Below are 14,324 nucleotides of genomic sequence, written 5' to 3'. Positions count from 1 at the left end.
ATCCTCCCGGCGGCGGCGAATTCAGGTCACTGTACGGCGCCGGGCGGCTTTGTCGGGAACTCGCGCGTCGCCGACGGCGCGTCTGAGGTATGAGCAGCCCTCCCCCAGCGCACCGCCGGCGACGCGGACGGGTCAGAAGATGGGGTCGACGGTTGGGCCTTCCTTGGCGAGCAGGTCGCGCGCGAAGCCCTCCCACTGGGCGTACGCGTCGGGGAAGGCGCTCACCTGCACGGCCTGGCAGACCTCACCCGGCGGGCGGGTCTCCCAGTTGGGGATCTGGATCAGGCCGGGGTTGTTGCCGAACGGCGCGACGCCGTAGAACGACTTCGTCGAGGTCGGTACGTCGGTGATCTGCTCGGGCGTACCCCAGCCGGTGCTGGGCCGCTGCTGGAAGATCCCGAGCGAGTCGTGGTCGACCGGCACCGTGTAGTTGACGAACTTCGACTCCTGCATCGCCGTCATCAGCGCGATGACCTTGCCCTGGTCGGAGACGTTGGCGGCGCCCTTGCCGACGCCGATGACGATGCGCGCGTTGGCCAGCTGGGTCGGGTCGAGGTCGTCGGCGGTCTTGAAGTAGCGCGCTGCCTCGGTGGCCGAGGTCTGTCCGAGCGCGCGGCTCGTCTCAGGGTTGAGCCGGGCGGTGGGCTTCAGGCCGTGCGCGGCCTGGAACTCACGCAGGCCGTTGCCGGCGCCCGGTGCGGTGCTCTGGGTCGTTGAGTGGGGTGCGGACTCGGCCTGCGCCACGGCTGGAGCCGCGAGCAGCGCGCTTGTGGCGGCTACAGCGACTAGGCCGGCGGAAATCGTTTTCTTCGTCATGCTCTCCAGGGTGCACAATTTCCCGACAGACCTGGTGGCCGTGCAGCAAGAGACACGCCAAGACTCGGTCAACGGCCTCTCACGACCCCGTCAAGGACACCATGCTTTCGCTTGAGACCGAAGGCTGAGCCGTACGCGGAGCGCTCGGCGTCGAGGACGACCGCAGCTCACGCGTCTGTCGGGTCAGCAGGGGCGAGAGCGCCGCGACGGCCATATAGGAGCACGCGACCGCAAACACCTGCTTGGTGCCGAACGTGTCGGCGAACGGACCGGCCAGGCTGCTGCCGAGCGGGAAGATGACCCAGCTCAGCAGCGAGTCCCAGGAGCCGACCCGGGCCAGCTGCTCTTGCGGCACATGGTGCTGGATCGCCGTTTCCCACAGCACCTCCAAGAACATCAGTGCCAGGTAGCCCGCCACCGTGCACATCAGCACGACCGCCAGGCGCTGCGGCCACACATAGCTCAGCAGCCCGAGCGGCAGCGCCGCGAGCATCGGCCACGCGAGCAGGAGCGGGCGACCAACCTTGATCCGCATCGCCACGATGCCACCGATCAGCCCACCGACGCCGGTCGCGGCCTCGATGAGGCCGAGTGCGGTCGGGCCACCGAGCTCGTGAATCGCGATGGACGGGATCAGGACCAGCAGCATGCCGTTGCCGAGGTGGTAGGCGGTCGCACCGAGAATGCCCGCGCGCAACCACGGCCGTGAGGTGATGGCCCGCAGTCCGCCGCGCAGCTCGTCGAAGAAGCCAGTTCGCTCCTGACGCACAGGCTGCACCCGAACTCGGGTCACACAGACCGCCGAGGCGACGAAAGACACTCCGTTGATGAGGAATCCGGTCGCCGAACCGGTCAGGGCCACCAAGGCACCACCGGTCGCCGAGCCGACGATCATGGCTCCGGTCTGCAGCATGGTCAGCATCGCGTTGGCCGTCTGCCGCTCGGCCGTCGGCACCAGGTTGGGCTTGAGAGCGATGAAGGCAGGCATGAAGAACGCGCCCGCCGCGCTCGAGACCATGGCCAGAGCAGCGAGGGACGCGACGCTCCATGCACCCGAGGCGAACAGGGCCGCGATGCCGAGCGCCGCGCCGAGGCGCACGATGTCAGCAACGACCATGATGCGTTGCGGCATCAGGCGATCCGCCCACACTCCGCCGGCCAGCATGCAGACCACCCGCGTGACCATGCTCAGCGTCAGGATGATCCCCAGATCGGTCTTGCTGCCGTCGTGCAGGAGCACTCCGGCCGCCAGCGCGATCGGCTGGAATGCATCACCCAGCCAGGACAGCCCCTGCCCGGTGGCCAGCCACCGGAAGTCACGGTGCCGCCACACGGCCCAGCCCTCTCCCTGCATCATCATGACAGAATAGTAGTACGCCATCTAACTATCTGTCATCCAACTATCAGGCAGAGCACGGCACGGTGGCGAGGAGATGCCAGACTGCGAAGGGTGAGCCCAGGACGTACCCCGCCGACAGACTTCGCGGACGAGCACCTCGATCGGTGGTCTCGCCTGTTCAAGGACGAGGACGGCTTCGACCGCGAGGTCGAGGGTGCGCTGACCCGGATGCACAACATGGTCAAGCTGTCCGACCGCCGGCTGCGTGAGCTGCTCGTCGGCGATCCCCTCTCCCACGAGGAGTTCAAGACGCTGCACCACCTGCTCGGCGGCGAGGACGTGGACAACAGGGCGACCCCCGCGCAGCTGGCCACACGAGCGGACGTGACGCGCGCAGGCATGACCAGCCGGATCGACCGTCTCGTCGCCAATGGCCTGGTGACTCGACGTGAGGACCCCAACGACCGTCGCAGCGTGCTGATCGACGCCACACCCGCCGGCCGCGAGGCATGGGACCGCATCGTGCACCGCTGGGGCGAACGCGAGCAGGGGCTGTTCGCCGGCCTCACCGTGACCGAGATGACGCGTCTGAATGCGTTGCTGCGCAAGGCTTTCATCGCCCTCGACAAGGCAGAGGACTGAGCGCATGACATTGCACGACCAGGACGTCCCTGCGCTCTGGCGCGACCTCGGGCTCCCGGGTTTGGCGGACATCCACGTCCACTTCCTCCCCGACCGCGTGCTGGACAAGGTCTGGGCGTTCTTCGACTCGGTCGAGCAGCTCGGCGGCCCGCCCTGGCCGATCGCCTACCGCTACGACGAAGACCGGCGGCTGGAGATCGTACGAACGTTGGGACTCAAGGGAATTCCGTCCCTGACGTACGCACACAAGCCGGGTATGGCCGGCTGGCTGAACGAGTGGTGCACCGAGTTCGCGGCACGCGTGCCGGATGCGATCCACAGCGGCACGTTGTACGCCGAACCCACCGCGCCGGCATACGTCCGGGCTGCCGTCGACGCGGGCGCTCGGCTCTTCAAGGTGCATGTCCAGGTAGGCAACTTCGCACCCGACGACCGGGTCCTCGATGGCGCGTGGGATGTGCTGCAGGACAACAGTATTCCCGTGGTCACTCATTGCGGGTCCGGTCCGCACGGCGGCGCCCATACGGGCGTCGATCCCATACGCCGGCTGCTCGCCAGGTTTCCTCGACTCACCCTGGTCATCGCTCACGCCGGGCTCCCCGAGTACAACGAGTTCGCAGACCTGGCAGCACAGTTCGACAACGTCCACCTGGACACGACGATGGTCGGCACCGACTTCACCGAGGCGATGACGCCGATGCCACCCGGCTACGCCTCTCGCCTCGCCGACCTGCAGCACAAGGTCGTCCTCGGCAGCGACTTCCCCAACATTCCGTACCCCTACGCCCATCAGCTCGAGTCGCTGCAACGACTTGAGCTGGGCGATGACTGGATGCGAGACGTGCTGTGGCACAGCGGCGCTCGCCTCATGCGACTTCCGCAAGCTGACCACGACGGCCCTCTGCCGACTGCCCACGAGACCCGTCAGTAAGGTGCCAACTATGCGTCGTACAGCCACCGCAGGGCCCTTGATCGTGCTCGCTGCCCTCGCGCTCAGCGCCTGCTCGGACTCCGGCCCAGGCGTGGTGTCCGGTCCGTCTGCGCCCGCCTCGACGAGTGCACCGGCAGGTGGCGCCACCATCACGGGTACGGGCTACTCCTACAGCGGCCCGACCGGGTGGACCGACGCCAAGGACAAGGTCACGGGCCAGTCCACAGCCAAGGTCGACACGATCATGACCAACACCAGCGACAGAGACGGCTTCGCCGACAACGTCAACGTCATTCGCCAGACCGGTGCGGGCCGCGTCACCCTGGCTGCCGTCGAAGCCGCATCGGCCACCCAGCTGAAGTCGGCCGGCGCGTCCAACGTCCAGGTGCTGCCGCGCACCCAGGTCGACGGCACCGAGTCATCTCACGTGACCGCGGACGCCAAGACAGGCCCGACGCCGTACCTGGTCGAACAGCTCTACATCCTGCGCGACGGCACGTCCTACACGGTCACGTTCTCGTTCAGCAAGACCTCAACCCAGCAGGCACGCAACACCGCGATCAGCGCCGTGACGTCGAGCTGGAAGTGGTCCTGAGCCGCGATCAGTCGCGCGCCGTCAGGACGAGCGGACCGTCGGGCGTGATCGCGATCGTGTGCTCGCTGTGCGCGCCGCGGGACCCGTCCTGGCTGCGCAGGGTCCAGCCGTCGCGATCTGTGTAGATCTCATCGGTGCCTTCCATGAACCACGGCTCAATGGCGATGACGAGTCCCGGCTGCAGCCGTAGCCCTCGACCCGCGCGGCCGTCGTTGGCGATGTGCGGGTCGCCGTGCATGGTGCGACCGACACCGTGGCCGCCGAACTGCGTGTTGACCGAATAGCCTGCGGCGTGAGCGATCTCGGCGATCGCAGCGGAGATGTCGCCCACCTTGGCACCGACCTGCGCTTGCCCAATCGCAGCGTCCAGCGCCCGCTCGGTGGTCTCGATGACCTTCTTGTCCTCTGCTCGCGGCGTGCCCACGATGACGGACAGTGCCGCATCCGAGACCCAGCCACCCAGAGACGCCGCGAAGTCGACCGACAGCAGATCTCCATCGGCAAGGACGTAGTCGTGCGGCAGGCCGTGCAGCACCGCGTCATTGACCGACGTGCACAGCACCTTGCCGAACGGGCTCGCGCCGAAGCTCGGGTGGTAGTCGATATAGCAGGACTCTGCGCCGGCGTCGCGAATCATCTGGTGCGCCAGCGCATCCAGCTCCAACAGGTTGACCCCGACGGCGGCCTTCTCCTGCAGCGCGGTCAGCACGGATGCGACAAACCGGCCGGCCGGTCGCATCGCCTCGATCTCCTGCGGCGTCTTCAACTCGATCACGGGTCCTACCGTATGCCGCGCGTCCGCTCGCTACGGCCACCCCCTCCGACCGAGTGACATGACGGCTATCTACATGTAGATTGCCTGCTTATGAGTGCTCCGATGCCTGCCACCATGGCCACCGCAGAAGTCGCCGCACCTTCGCCGCCTGCGCAGACCATGACCACCCTCTGGATCTACCGCGTCGTCAGTGTGCTGCACGCGCTGCTGATGGTGGCGCAACCGATCCTCATCGGACGCTTCCTCGAGGGCGACTTCGGGTCGTTGTCCGCGCACGCGGCAGTCGGTGGCATCGCGATGCTGTCGGCCACACTCCTGCTCGTCGCCGGAGTCCTGGTGTGGCGACCAGGGCGGCTGGGCCTCCAGCCCCTGATCTGGTCGGCCGCCATGTTCGTGCTGATCCCGGCTCAGCTCGCCATGGGCTACACCCGTACGACCTCGGTGCACATCCCGCTCGGAGTCGCCATCGTGGCCGGTTCCGTCGCGCTCGTCGTGTGGGCCTGCCGTCCCGGACGGGCCCGGATGTCCTGGCGGCCCCGCACTCCGGTGGAGCCCGTCCGATGACCGGCCCGCAGGTGAGCAGACGCGCCCTGATTCTCGGAGGCGGTGCGCTCGCACTCGTCCCCGGCCTGGCGGCGTGTGGCGAGCAGACCGGCTCGACCGGCACCGTCCTGAAGAGCAGCGCTCCGCTCCCCCAGCCCTACACCGTGCCGTTCACCCGGCCACCGGCCGCGCGGTCCACCCAACACGGCGCACCGGCGTACGAGCTGGTTGCGCGCCCCGCCGACGTCGAGATCCTGCCCGGGCGCAAGACCCGAATCCTGGGCTACGACGGCACGTTCCCTGGTCCGACCATCACGGCGCGCGCCGGCCAGCAGACGACCGTACGACTGCGCAACGACCTCCCCGTGCCCACCGTCATGCACCTGCACGGCGGCGTCACCCCGTCGACTGAGGACGGCTACCCGACCGACCTGGTCCAGCCGCGGAATCCCGCTGCCCGACGTCAGCTGCACGGCGGCCTGGCCGCCCGGACCGTGATCGGCGAGCGGACCTACACCTATCCGCTGCGGCAACGCGCAGCGCCGCTCTGGTACCACGACCACACCATGGACTTCACCGGTCCCAACGTCTACGCCGGGTTGGCCGGGATGTTCCTCGTCCATGACGACGAGGACGACGCACTGCCGCTCCCCCGCGGCGAGCGCGACGTACCGCTGATCATCTGCGACCGCGCGTTCGGCCCTGACGGTGAGCTGAGCTATCCGGCGCTGTCGGCCAACCAGAAGGCGCACGGCGTACGCGACAGCTATCTCGGTGGCGTGCTGGGCGACGTGGTGCTCGTCAACGGACGGCCGTGGCCTCTCATGCAGGTCGACCAGGCGCGCTACCGCTTCCGCGTGCTCAACGCCTCCAACGCGCGCCGCTTCAGCATCTCGATGGATCACGGCGTCGACCTGGTGCAGGTCGGCACCGACCAGGGGCTGCTGCCGGCTCCTCAGCGCGAGCGCTCCCTGACCCTCGCCCCCGCGGAGCGCGTCGATGTCGTGGTCGACTTCTCGACCGTCCCGGTCGGCACTCGCGTCACGATGCGCAACGGCTTCGGGTCAGGCGGTGCAGGCCAGGTCATGCAGTTCCAGATCGCGCGAAAAGCCAAGGACGACAGCAGGATTCCCGCACGGCTGTCGACCGTCGAACCTTTGCGTGAGACGGCGTCAATGGTGACCCGCGACCTGCACTTCGCACTCGGCAAGGCGACTGACGGGCATCCTCATGGTGAGTGGTCGGTCAACGGCATCACGTTCGCGGACGGCAAGGACATCGCTCGGCCCCGCCTCGGCACGGTCGAGCGCTGGCGCATCAGCAGCGACGTCCATCACCCCGTACACCCCCACATGGTGCGGATGCAGCTGTATGGCAAGCCCGAGCTCGGCTGGAAGGACACCATCGATGTGGTGCCCGGCGACGCGGTCGAGGTGCTCGTCCAGGTCGAGGGCTACCGAGGCCGCTACGTCATGCACTGCCACAACCTCGAGCACGAGGACATGGCGATGATGGTCCACTTCACCGTGACCTGACGATCGACCCGAACGATCGTCGGGTTACTCGGCGAGCCAGGCGGCGTACGCGTCGAAGGTGTACGCGCGGCCCAGGAAGTTGGACACCAGAACCGCCGCATCACGCGAGCCGCCCGGGACGAGAACCCGGTCGCGATAACGCTGAGCGGCGGCCGGTGCGAACAGGTCTCGGCGGTCGAACGCCGAGAACATGTCCTTGGCGATCACCAGCGACCACATGTAGGTGTAGTAGCCCGAACTGTAGCCGTCGAGGTGCCCGAACGCGGTGTGCATGTGTGTGTCGGGCAGGTAGGGAAAGACCGAGTAGTCGCTCTGCAGCTGCTCGACGCGCGCCGTCAGGTCCTCGTGCCGCGCCGTGTGGAAGTCCAGGCTCAACGCCGCGTAGAACATCTGCGTACGCGCCTGGAAACCCTTGCCGAAGTCGTCCGCCTCGCGCATCCGGTGCACCAGGTCGGCGGGGATCGTCTCGCCGGCCGCGTTGGTGGCGAAGGTCGCGAGCACGTCTGCGTCCCAGGCCCACTCCTCCAGCATCTGGCTCGGTGCCTCGACGAAGTCCCACTCGGTCGCGACACCGGAGAAGCCGACCCACTGCTGGTCGCCGGCGAGCACGTGGTGGATCAGGTGACCGAACTCGTGGAACAGCGTGACGACCTCGTCGTGCTCCATCAGACCGCGGTTGAAGTTGCAGACCAGCACACCCTCGGGCAGCTGAGCACCGCGGACGCCACGGACCATGTCGAACTGCGCAGCGTGCTTGTACTTGCCCTCCCGCGGGTGCAGGTCGAGGTAGATCCGGCCGATCCGTGCACCGTCGCGCAGGACGTCGTACGCCGTCACGTCCTTGTCCCACACCGCTGCGTCCTCGGCCGGTCGCCAGCTCAGGCCGAACAGGCGCCCGGTGACATCCAGCAGACCCTGACGCACCCGCCCGAAGTCGAGGTAGGTGCGGACCAGCTGGCCGTCGACGGAGTGCTGCTCACGGCGTACGACCTCGGAGTAGTACTGCACATCGGGAGAGATGACGTCCGTGGCGTCCGGGATGTCCTGCTGCTTGCGGGTGAGCAGGACCGCCTTGTCGCGCTCGGCACTGTCACCGGACAGCTCGGTGATGCGGTCGATGAACTCCTTGATCGCCGAGCCCTGCCCGATCATCTTGACCTCGGCGTCGAAGTCGGCCCAGGAGCCGTAGCCCAGGATCGAGGCGTGCTCGGCGCGCAACGCGAACAACCGCTGCAGCACGGCGTCATTGGCCGGCCAGCCGACATTCAGTGACGCCTTGGCCATAGCCTCACGGGTCGTACGGTCTGTCGCGAACGTGCGCACGGGCACCGAGTCGGGGTAGTCGCTGGTGACCGTCGCCTGGCCGTCCTCGCCGACCGGGTGAGCATCGAGCCAGTCCTGCGGCATGCCGTCGAGCTGCTCGGGTGTGACGCTGATCGTGCGGACGTCCTCGCGGATGTTGCGGCCGAACTCCTGGCCCGTCAACAGCTCTTGCTCGGCCAGCTCCTTGAGGCGAGCCCGGACACCCTCGTCACGATCCACGCCGGAGCGCCGGAAGTCGCGCAGCGCGTGGTCCAGGACCCGAGTTGCCGCCGCATCCAGCCCGTCACGCGAGACGCCGCTGATGATGTCGAAGAGGTCGCGATCCAGGCCGAGATCGGTCGAGTAGGCATCGACACGCTGCATGGCTGCCTCAGCCGCCTCGCGCACGGGCTGCTGCGGGTGGACCTCCGCCATCAGGGACGACACCGAGCTGGCATTCGCCATCGCGATGGCGACGTCGTTCCAGCGGCGCAGCACGTCGAGTGCCTCGGCCGGCGGGCTGCTCTTGAGGTCATCGACCAGCTGTCGGGCCCGGCCCAGCTCTCCGTCGCACCGACGGGTCAACCAGTCCAGGGCATCGGCAGCAGCTGGCAGGGCGAGGGGTTGCAGATCACTCACGTCGGCACCTTACGTCGATCGTCTGACGCAGGTCTGCCCGGTTTGTCAGCGACGGCGTACGGACCTCGGGCTGCGCGGTCGCGGCTGGCACTTGGGGCAGGAGTAGGACGACCGATTCATGAAGGCCTCGCGCCGCATCAACCGACCGCACCGCCGACACGGAAGGCCTTCTCTCCCATAGGCATTCAGCGATCTCTCGAAGTAGCCGCTGGCACCGTTGACGTTGACGTAGAGCGCGTCGAACGACGTGCCGCCCTCGCCGAGCGCCTCCAACATCACCGTTCGCGCGTGATCGAGCAGTCGCGCCAGAGCCGGTTTGGTGAGCACATCCGTGGTCCGCTCGCCGTGCAGCTGCGCGCGCCAGAGCGCCTCGTCCGCATAGATGTTGCCGATGCCGGAGACGAGCGACTGGTCCAGCAGGGCTCGCTTGACCTGAGTCTTGCGAGCCTTCATGCGGCGCACCACCTCAGCCGCGTCGTACGACGGCTCCAGAGGATCCGGGGCGATGTGCGCAACCGTCTCGGGCACCCAGTCCTGCTCTGCCGCAAAGGAGTCCGGGACAAGCTCGTCGATGAACAGGCCCCCGAAGGTGCGCTGGTCGACGAATCGGAGCTGGAGCCCGACCCTGCCGTCCGCATCGCGCAGGTCGAAGACCGCATGCGCGTGCTTCTCCATCGGCGCCTCTGCGGGTTCGACGAGCATCTGCCCGCTCATCCCGAGGTGGGCGACCAGAGCCGCCTCGCCCGGCTCGTCCAGCACCAGCCAGAGGTACTTGCCGCGCCGGCGAGCCTGCGTGACGGTCGTGCCGGTCAGGCGCGCCACGAGGTCGTCGGGCCCGGCGACATGGCGCCGGGCCACGCGGCGGCCGCGCACTTGGGCGGCGACCACGGTCCGGCCGACGACGTGCTCGGCCAGCCCGCGGCGTACGACCTCGACCTCAGGGAGCTCAGGCATCCTCGTCCGACGACGCCGGCGCGTCCTCGGCGCCGACCTTTACCTCGCCTGAAGCGGCTTGGCTCTGCAGGAGCTTCCAGGCTGCCTCGGCCGCCATCTGCTCGGCGCCCTTCTTGTTGCGACCGGTGCCGCTGCCGAGCGCCTCGTCGCCGACGAGCACCGTGGCCGTGAACTCCTTGTCGTGGTCGGGACCCTCGTCCGTCACGACGTACGAGGGCACGCCCAGATCGGCGGCCGCGGTCGCCTCCTGCAGGGAAGTCTTCCAGTCCAGGCCGGCGCCGAGACCTGCCGCGGTGGCCATCAAGGGGTCGATCAGGTAGTGCACCAGGCGATCGGCGGCTTCGATGCCACCGGCGAGATAGACCGTCCCGATGATCGACTCGGTGGTGTCGGCCAGGATCGAGTCCTTGTCGCGGCCGCCGGTGATGGCCTCGCCGCGACCGAGCATCACGAAGTCGCCCAGGCCGAGGGTGCGGGCGACCTGGGCCAGAGCTCGGGAGTTGACCACCGAGGCACGCAGCTTGGCGAGCTGGCCCTCGGGAAGGTCGGGATGCGTACGGAACAGGGAGTCGGTGACGACGAGACCCAGGACGGCATCGCCCAGGAACTCCTGCCGCTCGTTATGCGGGACTCCGCCGTTCTCGTACGCGTAGGACCGGTGCGTCAGCGCACGCAGAAGCAGCGGCTCGTCGATGACCGTCCCGGACACCTCAAGGAGGATCCGAGCCAGGTCAGCGACGGGCCGCTGCGCTGCTTCGTGCCGCTGCGACTTCTTCGTCGTTGAGCTCACGGCAGCGAGGCGGGCGTCAGCCCTGGTGCTCGCTGCGCTCAGCCGAGCTGTAGTGGCGACCGGCGTACGAACCGCACGACGGGCAGGCCATGTGCGGCTGCTTCAGCGCGGAGCACTGCGGGCAGGCCGCGGTGGCCACGGGCGTCGCTTTCCAGTTCGCGCGGCGCGAGCGGGTGTTGGAGCGCGACATCTTCCGCTTCGGGACAGCCACGTCAGTTCCTCTTCTTCTCGTCGTCGGGAGCAACCTGATCGCTGATCGCGGCCAGGACGCCCCATCGGGGGTCCAGCGTTTCGTGGTGGTGGTCCGGGTCGTCCGCCAGGCGCGCTCCACACTCGGAGCACAGACCAGGACAGTCTTCTCGGCACACCGGCTGGAACGGCAGTGCAGGCACCACCGTGTCCAGCAGCACAGGCTCAAGGTCGGCGAAGTCGCCGTCCAGCTCGCGCGTCTCGTCCTCGTCGTCGTCGCTCGCCACCTCTTGGTGGTGAGCGGCACGATCGGCGTAGGCGAACAGCTCCTGGAGGTCCACATCCACAGGGATGTGGACCGGGTCCAAGCACCGCACGCACGCGCCGGTCGCACGAACGCGGGCCGAGCCTGAGACGTAGACGCCTTCCATGACCGACTCCAACCGCAGGTCCAGCTCGATCGGCTGGCCCTTCGGTACGGCGATCACGTCCGTGCCCATGTCCTCTGGTGCCTCGACAGTCCGCTGCAGCTCCAGCATCTGACCGGGTCGCCGACCAAGCTCCCGGGTGTCAAGCACCAGGGGCCGGCGGGGGTCCGCATGCGTCATGACCTGCTCTGTCGTGTCGGGGTGGCTCGGCCACACGTCAGATGAGACGTAGGCCGACGCACAAGGCTACCGGAGCAGTGCCTGCCACCCAAATGCAGCGGGATGGCAAGGGTCGCGCCCGTCGAGCGCACCTGTCGGGCACACTGACCCGCGTGACCTCCGACACCCGCCGCCGCCTCGCGGTCCTGACCAATCCGAACGCTGGTCATGGCAAGGGCAAGAGCGCGGCCGCGCCCGTCCTGGACCTTCTCGAACGCCGTGGGGTCGAGGTCGAGCATGTCACGGGCACCAGCCGCGAGGACGCTGCCGCCAAGATCCTCACCGCCGCACAGAACGGCCCCGACGCGATCCTCAGCGTCGGCGGCGACGGCACGCACGGCGTGGCGCTGCAGGCAGCGGTCGCGACCGGCGTACCCCTGGCGATCGTCCCAGCTGGCACTGGCAACGACCTCGCGCGAGTCATCGACCTGCCCCTGAAGTCGGTCGAGCAGGCTGTCGAGGTCGCCCTGACCGGCAAGGCCCAGGCGTACGACGTCGGCCGGGTCACCACCGCCGACGGCGCGTCGCGCTACTTCGTCACCGTTGCCATGGCCGGCTTCGACTCCTTGGTGGCCGATCGCAACAACGCGATGTCCTGGCCCAACGGGCGGGCACGCTACGTCGTCGCGATCGGTGTGGAGTACGCGCAGCTCAAGCCCCGACAGTTCCGCGTCGTGGTCGACGACGAAGTGATCGACGGGCCGATGATCCTGGCGGCCGTCGGCAACACCCGCTCCTACGGCGGCGACATGAAGATCTGCCCGGACGCCGACCCGCACGACGGGCAGCTGGACGTCACGATCATCCACGGCGTGCGCTACCCGCGGCTGCAGCTGCCGGCCATCCTGCCCAAGGTGTTCTCCGGCGCTCACGTGAAGCACCCGGCGGTCAGCACCCATCGCGGCAGACGGATCGAGCTCATCACGCCGGACATGAACGCCTACGCCGACGGCGACTGCGCCGGCAGCCTCCCGGCCGTGATCGAGGCCGTGCCCGCCGGCCTCTCCCTCATCACCCCGTAGGCGGGGCAGGGCGTACGCGTTCGAGCAGCGGCGCCAGGACCGGCTCCGGGACCATGTGCGAGACGTCCGCCCCGTGACTGGCAATCAGGCGGATCAGCGAGCTGGAGTAGTGACCCATCGACGGGTTGCCCGGCAGGAGCAACGTCTCGACGCCGGTCATCTCACGGTTCATCAAGGCCATCGGCAGCTCGTAGTCGTAGTCCGTGTCGTTGCGGATGCCCTTGAGCAGCACTCCCGCATCGAGGTCACGACACACGTCCACGATCAGCCGCTGCCCGAAGCCCTCGGCCCGGACATTTGGCAGGCTCTGCGTCGACTGCCGGATGAGGTCCAGCCGCTCGTCCGGGCTGAACGTACCCTGCTTGTCCGGGTTGTAGAGCACCGCGACGACGACGTCGTCATAGAGCGCGCTCGCCCGCGTGATGACGTCCAGGTGCCCCATCGTCATCGGGTCGTACGAGCCCGGGCAGACGCACCGCCGTGGGTCGCCGCTCATCGTGCCTCCTGGTCCGGACTGCCAAGGTCATGCAAGAACGGGGTCAGAACCCCGTTCTTGCATGACCCTAACGGTGGACCTCAGAGCTCGTCGGGGTCGTACGTCGTCCACTCGTGGCCGTCGAACCACGGGTGGAGCTGCGGCGGGATCTGGATGTCGGCCTCGCCGTCCTTCAACAAGTCAGTCATCAGCGCAACAGCCTCGACCACGACGAGGACCGAGCGGTCGGTGTCGCTGAAGTCGTGACCCCAGCTGCCAGTGCGAAAGCCATTGACCGTGTCGCCGGCGATCACGTAGCCCTCGATGTCACCATTTCGCCAGAAGTCGACGAAGGGGCCGAGATCGTTCGGGGCCGGCGGATCTCCTGGCAACCCTGGCCCGGCATCGAATGAGTCGTTGTGTGCATTCCACGCCGCGGCTGTGTCCTCGGTCAGGCGTCCGGCCAGGATGTCGACCTCGCCCTCCAACCACCGGAACGACACTCCACGTCGAACACCGCCCCGCACGCTGATCCAGTCCTGCGCTCCGTCGCTGCGCGGTTCGTAACCACCAGCGAATAGCTCAGGGGCACACGCACGCACGATCTGTCCTGGGCCGTCCAGCTCGATGTCCGGCCCTAGAACGGCAGTGCGGTCCCAGTCAGCCGGTGAAGAGTCGGTCCAGTACACACCGTCGAACCATGCCGAGCGCTCCTCCTCGAAAGGCTCGATGTCGCCCTCGAGGTAAGCCAGGACTGCGACGGTCGCTGCTTCGATCGTGGGAAGGACGTCGCTCCGGCCGTAGTCGAGCATGAGGCCGCCTCGCTGCAGGCAACGGATCCGGAAGTCCGCCACCGTAGAGGACGCCCGCAACGCACTCAGAGGCTCATCCTCAGACGTGCCGGCGAGCTGGCGATCGAACTCAATGTCCATCTCCGTCACATTGCTGTGCCAGACGAGCTCAACAGTCCGGGTGATCTCGGCGTCGGTCCGTTGCCAGAGGTACGCCGTCGGGCGGGTCGGCTTGTATCCGGCATCGGACAGCAAGGGTCGCAGCCGCTGCACGATCTCCTGCCGTCGGCTAACTCCCATGTGAGACACGCTAGGGACAGGGCATCACGCGAGGACGGG

General features: G+C 67.9%; 16 protein-coding genes. 6 read left to right on the top strand and 10 right to left on the bottom strand.

Annotation, left to right across the window (positions count from 1 at the left end):
* Positions 1-132 precede the first annotated feature (132 nt).
* Positions 133-816, bottom strand: a complete 684-nt coding sequence (locus VV02_RS11615; RefSeq protein WP_179945358.1) for a peptidoglycan-binding protein — start codon at positions 814-816, stop codon at positions 133-135.
* A gap of 79 nt (positions 817-895) precedes the next feature.
* A complete protein-coding gene (locus tag VV02_RS11610) occupies positions 896-2,176 on the bottom strand; it encodes an MFS transporter (protein ID WP_169787675.1) in 1,281 nt (426 codons plus the stop codon).
* Between the two features lie 90 nt (positions 2,177-2,266).
* Here VV02_RS11610 and VV02_RS11605 point away from each other — a divergent pair, with 90 nt between their 5' ends.
* Genes VV02_RS11605 through VV02_RS11595 form a run of 3 tightly spaced genes read left to right on the top strand, consistent with a single transcriptional unit; the run spans position 2,267 to position 4,323 of the window.
* Positions 2,267-2,797: a MarR family winged helix-turn-helix transcriptional regulator gene (locus VV02_RS11605; RefSeq protein ID WP_052591698.1), complete on the top strand. Its 531-nt coding sequence runs from the start codon at positions 2,267-2,269 to the stop codon at positions 2,795-2,797.
* Positions 2,798-2,801: 4 nt separating this feature from the next.
* Complete coding sequence (locus VV02_RS11600; RefSeq protein ID WP_052591697.1) at positions 2,802-3,728, top strand: amidohydrolase family protein; 927 nt, start codon at positions 2,802-2,804, stop codon at positions 3,726-3,728.
* A gap of 10 nt (positions 3,729-3,738) precedes the next feature.
* Positions 3,739-4,323, top strand: coding sequence for a hypothetical protein (locus VV02_RS11595; RefSeq protein ID WP_052591696.1), 585 nt, complete (start codon positions 3,739-3,741; stop codon positions 4,321-4,323).
* Between the two features lie 7 nt (positions 4,324-4,330).
* On the opposite strand, the gene map is transcribed toward VV02_RS11595, so the two are convergent.
* On the bottom strand, positions 4,331-5,098 hold the full coding sequence (map, locus tag VV02_RS11590; protein ID WP_052591695.1) for a type I methionyl aminopeptidase: 768 nt from the start codon (positions 5,096-5,098) through the stop codon (positions 4,331-4,333).
* Between the two features lie 102 nt (positions 5,099-5,200).
* Between map and VV02_RS11585 the strand changes: the two genes are divergently transcribed.
* Together VV02_RS11585 and VV02_RS11580 are read left to right on the top strand one after the other, a co-directional pair.
* Complete coding sequence (locus tag VV02_RS11585) at positions 5,201-5,662, top strand: hypothetical protein (protein WP_157063378.1); 462 nt, start codon at positions 5,201-5,203, stop codon at positions 5,660-5,662.
* Positions 5,659-7,176 (top strand): multicopper oxidase family protein, encoded by a 1,518-nt coding sequence (locus tag VV02_RS11580; protein WP_052591693.1) that lies wholly within the window; start codon positions 5,659-5,661, stop codon positions 7,174-7,176. The genes VV02_RS11585 and VV02_RS11580 overlap by 4 nt, the downstream gene beginning before the upstream one ends.
* A 24-nt stretch (positions 7,177-7,200) precedes the next feature.
* On the opposite strand, the gene VV02_RS11575 is transcribed toward VV02_RS11580, so the two are convergent.
* From VV02_RS11575 to VV02_RS11555, 5 genes are read right to left on the bottom strand one after another with little or no spacing between them, the layout of a single operon-like run.
* Complete coding sequence (locus tag VV02_RS11575; protein ID WP_052591692.1) at positions 7,201-9,117, bottom strand: M3 family metallopeptidase; 1,917 nt, start codon at positions 9,115-9,117, stop codon at positions 7,201-7,203.
* A 45-nt stretch (positions 9,118-9,162) separates the two neighbouring features.
* Positions 9,163-10,071: a bifunctional DNA-formamidopyrimidine glycosylase/DNA-(apurinic or apyrimidinic site) lyase gene (gene mutM / locus VV02_RS11570; RefSeq protein ID WP_052591691.1), complete on the bottom strand. Its 909-nt coding sequence runs from the start codon at positions 10,069-10,071 to the stop codon at positions 9,163-9,165.
* A complete protein-coding gene (rnc, locus tag VV02_RS11565; RefSeq protein ID WP_052591690.1) occupies positions 10,064-10,861 on the bottom strand; it encodes a ribonuclease III in 798 nt (265 codons plus the stop codon). Before rnc ends, mutM begins: the two co-directional genes overlap by 8 nt.
* Positions 10,862-10,877: 16 nt before the next feature.
* Positions 10,878-11,072, bottom strand: coding sequence for a 50S ribosomal protein L32 (gene rpmF, locus VV02_RS11560; RefSeq protein ID WP_052591689.1), 195 nt, complete (start codon positions 11,070-11,072; stop codon positions 10,878-10,880).
* A gap of 1 nt (position 11,073) precedes the next feature.
* Positions 11,074-11,658: a YceD family protein gene (locus VV02_RS11555; RefSeq protein WP_052591688.1), complete on the bottom strand. Its 585-nt coding sequence runs from the start codon at positions 11,656-11,658 to the stop codon at positions 11,074-11,076.
* A 152-nt stretch (positions 11,659-11,810) separates the two neighbouring features.
* Between VV02_RS11555 and VV02_RS11550 the strand changes: the two genes are divergently transcribed.
* Positions 11,811-12,719, top strand: coding sequence for a diacylglycerol kinase (locus tag VV02_RS11550; RefSeq protein WP_052596884.1), 909 nt, complete (start codon positions 11,811-11,813; stop codon positions 12,717-12,719).
* Here the strand turns inward: VV02_RS11550 and coaD are convergent.
* Positions 12,709-13,215 (bottom strand): pantetheine-phosphate adenylyltransferase, encoded by a 507-nt coding sequence (gene coaD / locus VV02_RS11545; RefSeq protein ID WP_052591687.1) that lies wholly within the window; start codon positions 13,213-13,215, stop codon positions 12,709-12,711. The two genes, VV02_RS11550 and coaD, sit on opposite strands and share 11 nt — an antisense overlap.
* An 80-nt stretch (positions 13,216-13,295) precedes the next feature.
* Positions 13,296-14,285, bottom strand: coding sequence for a hypothetical protein (locus VV02_RS11540; protein WP_157063377.1), 990 nt, complete (start codon positions 14,283-14,285; stop codon positions 13,296-13,298).
* Positions 14,286-14,324 lie beyond the last annotated feature (39 nt).

The sequence above is a fragment of the Luteipulveratus mongoliensis genome (assembly GCF_001190945.1).
In the GTDB taxonomy this organism is placed as follows: domain Bacteria; phylum Actinomycetota; class Actinomycetes; order Actinomycetales; family Dermatophilaceae; genus Luteipulveratus; species Luteipulveratus mongoliensis.
The sequence above is the reverse complement of the archived record's forward strand: the minus strand, read 5'-3'. Positions and strand labels throughout refer to the sequence as shown.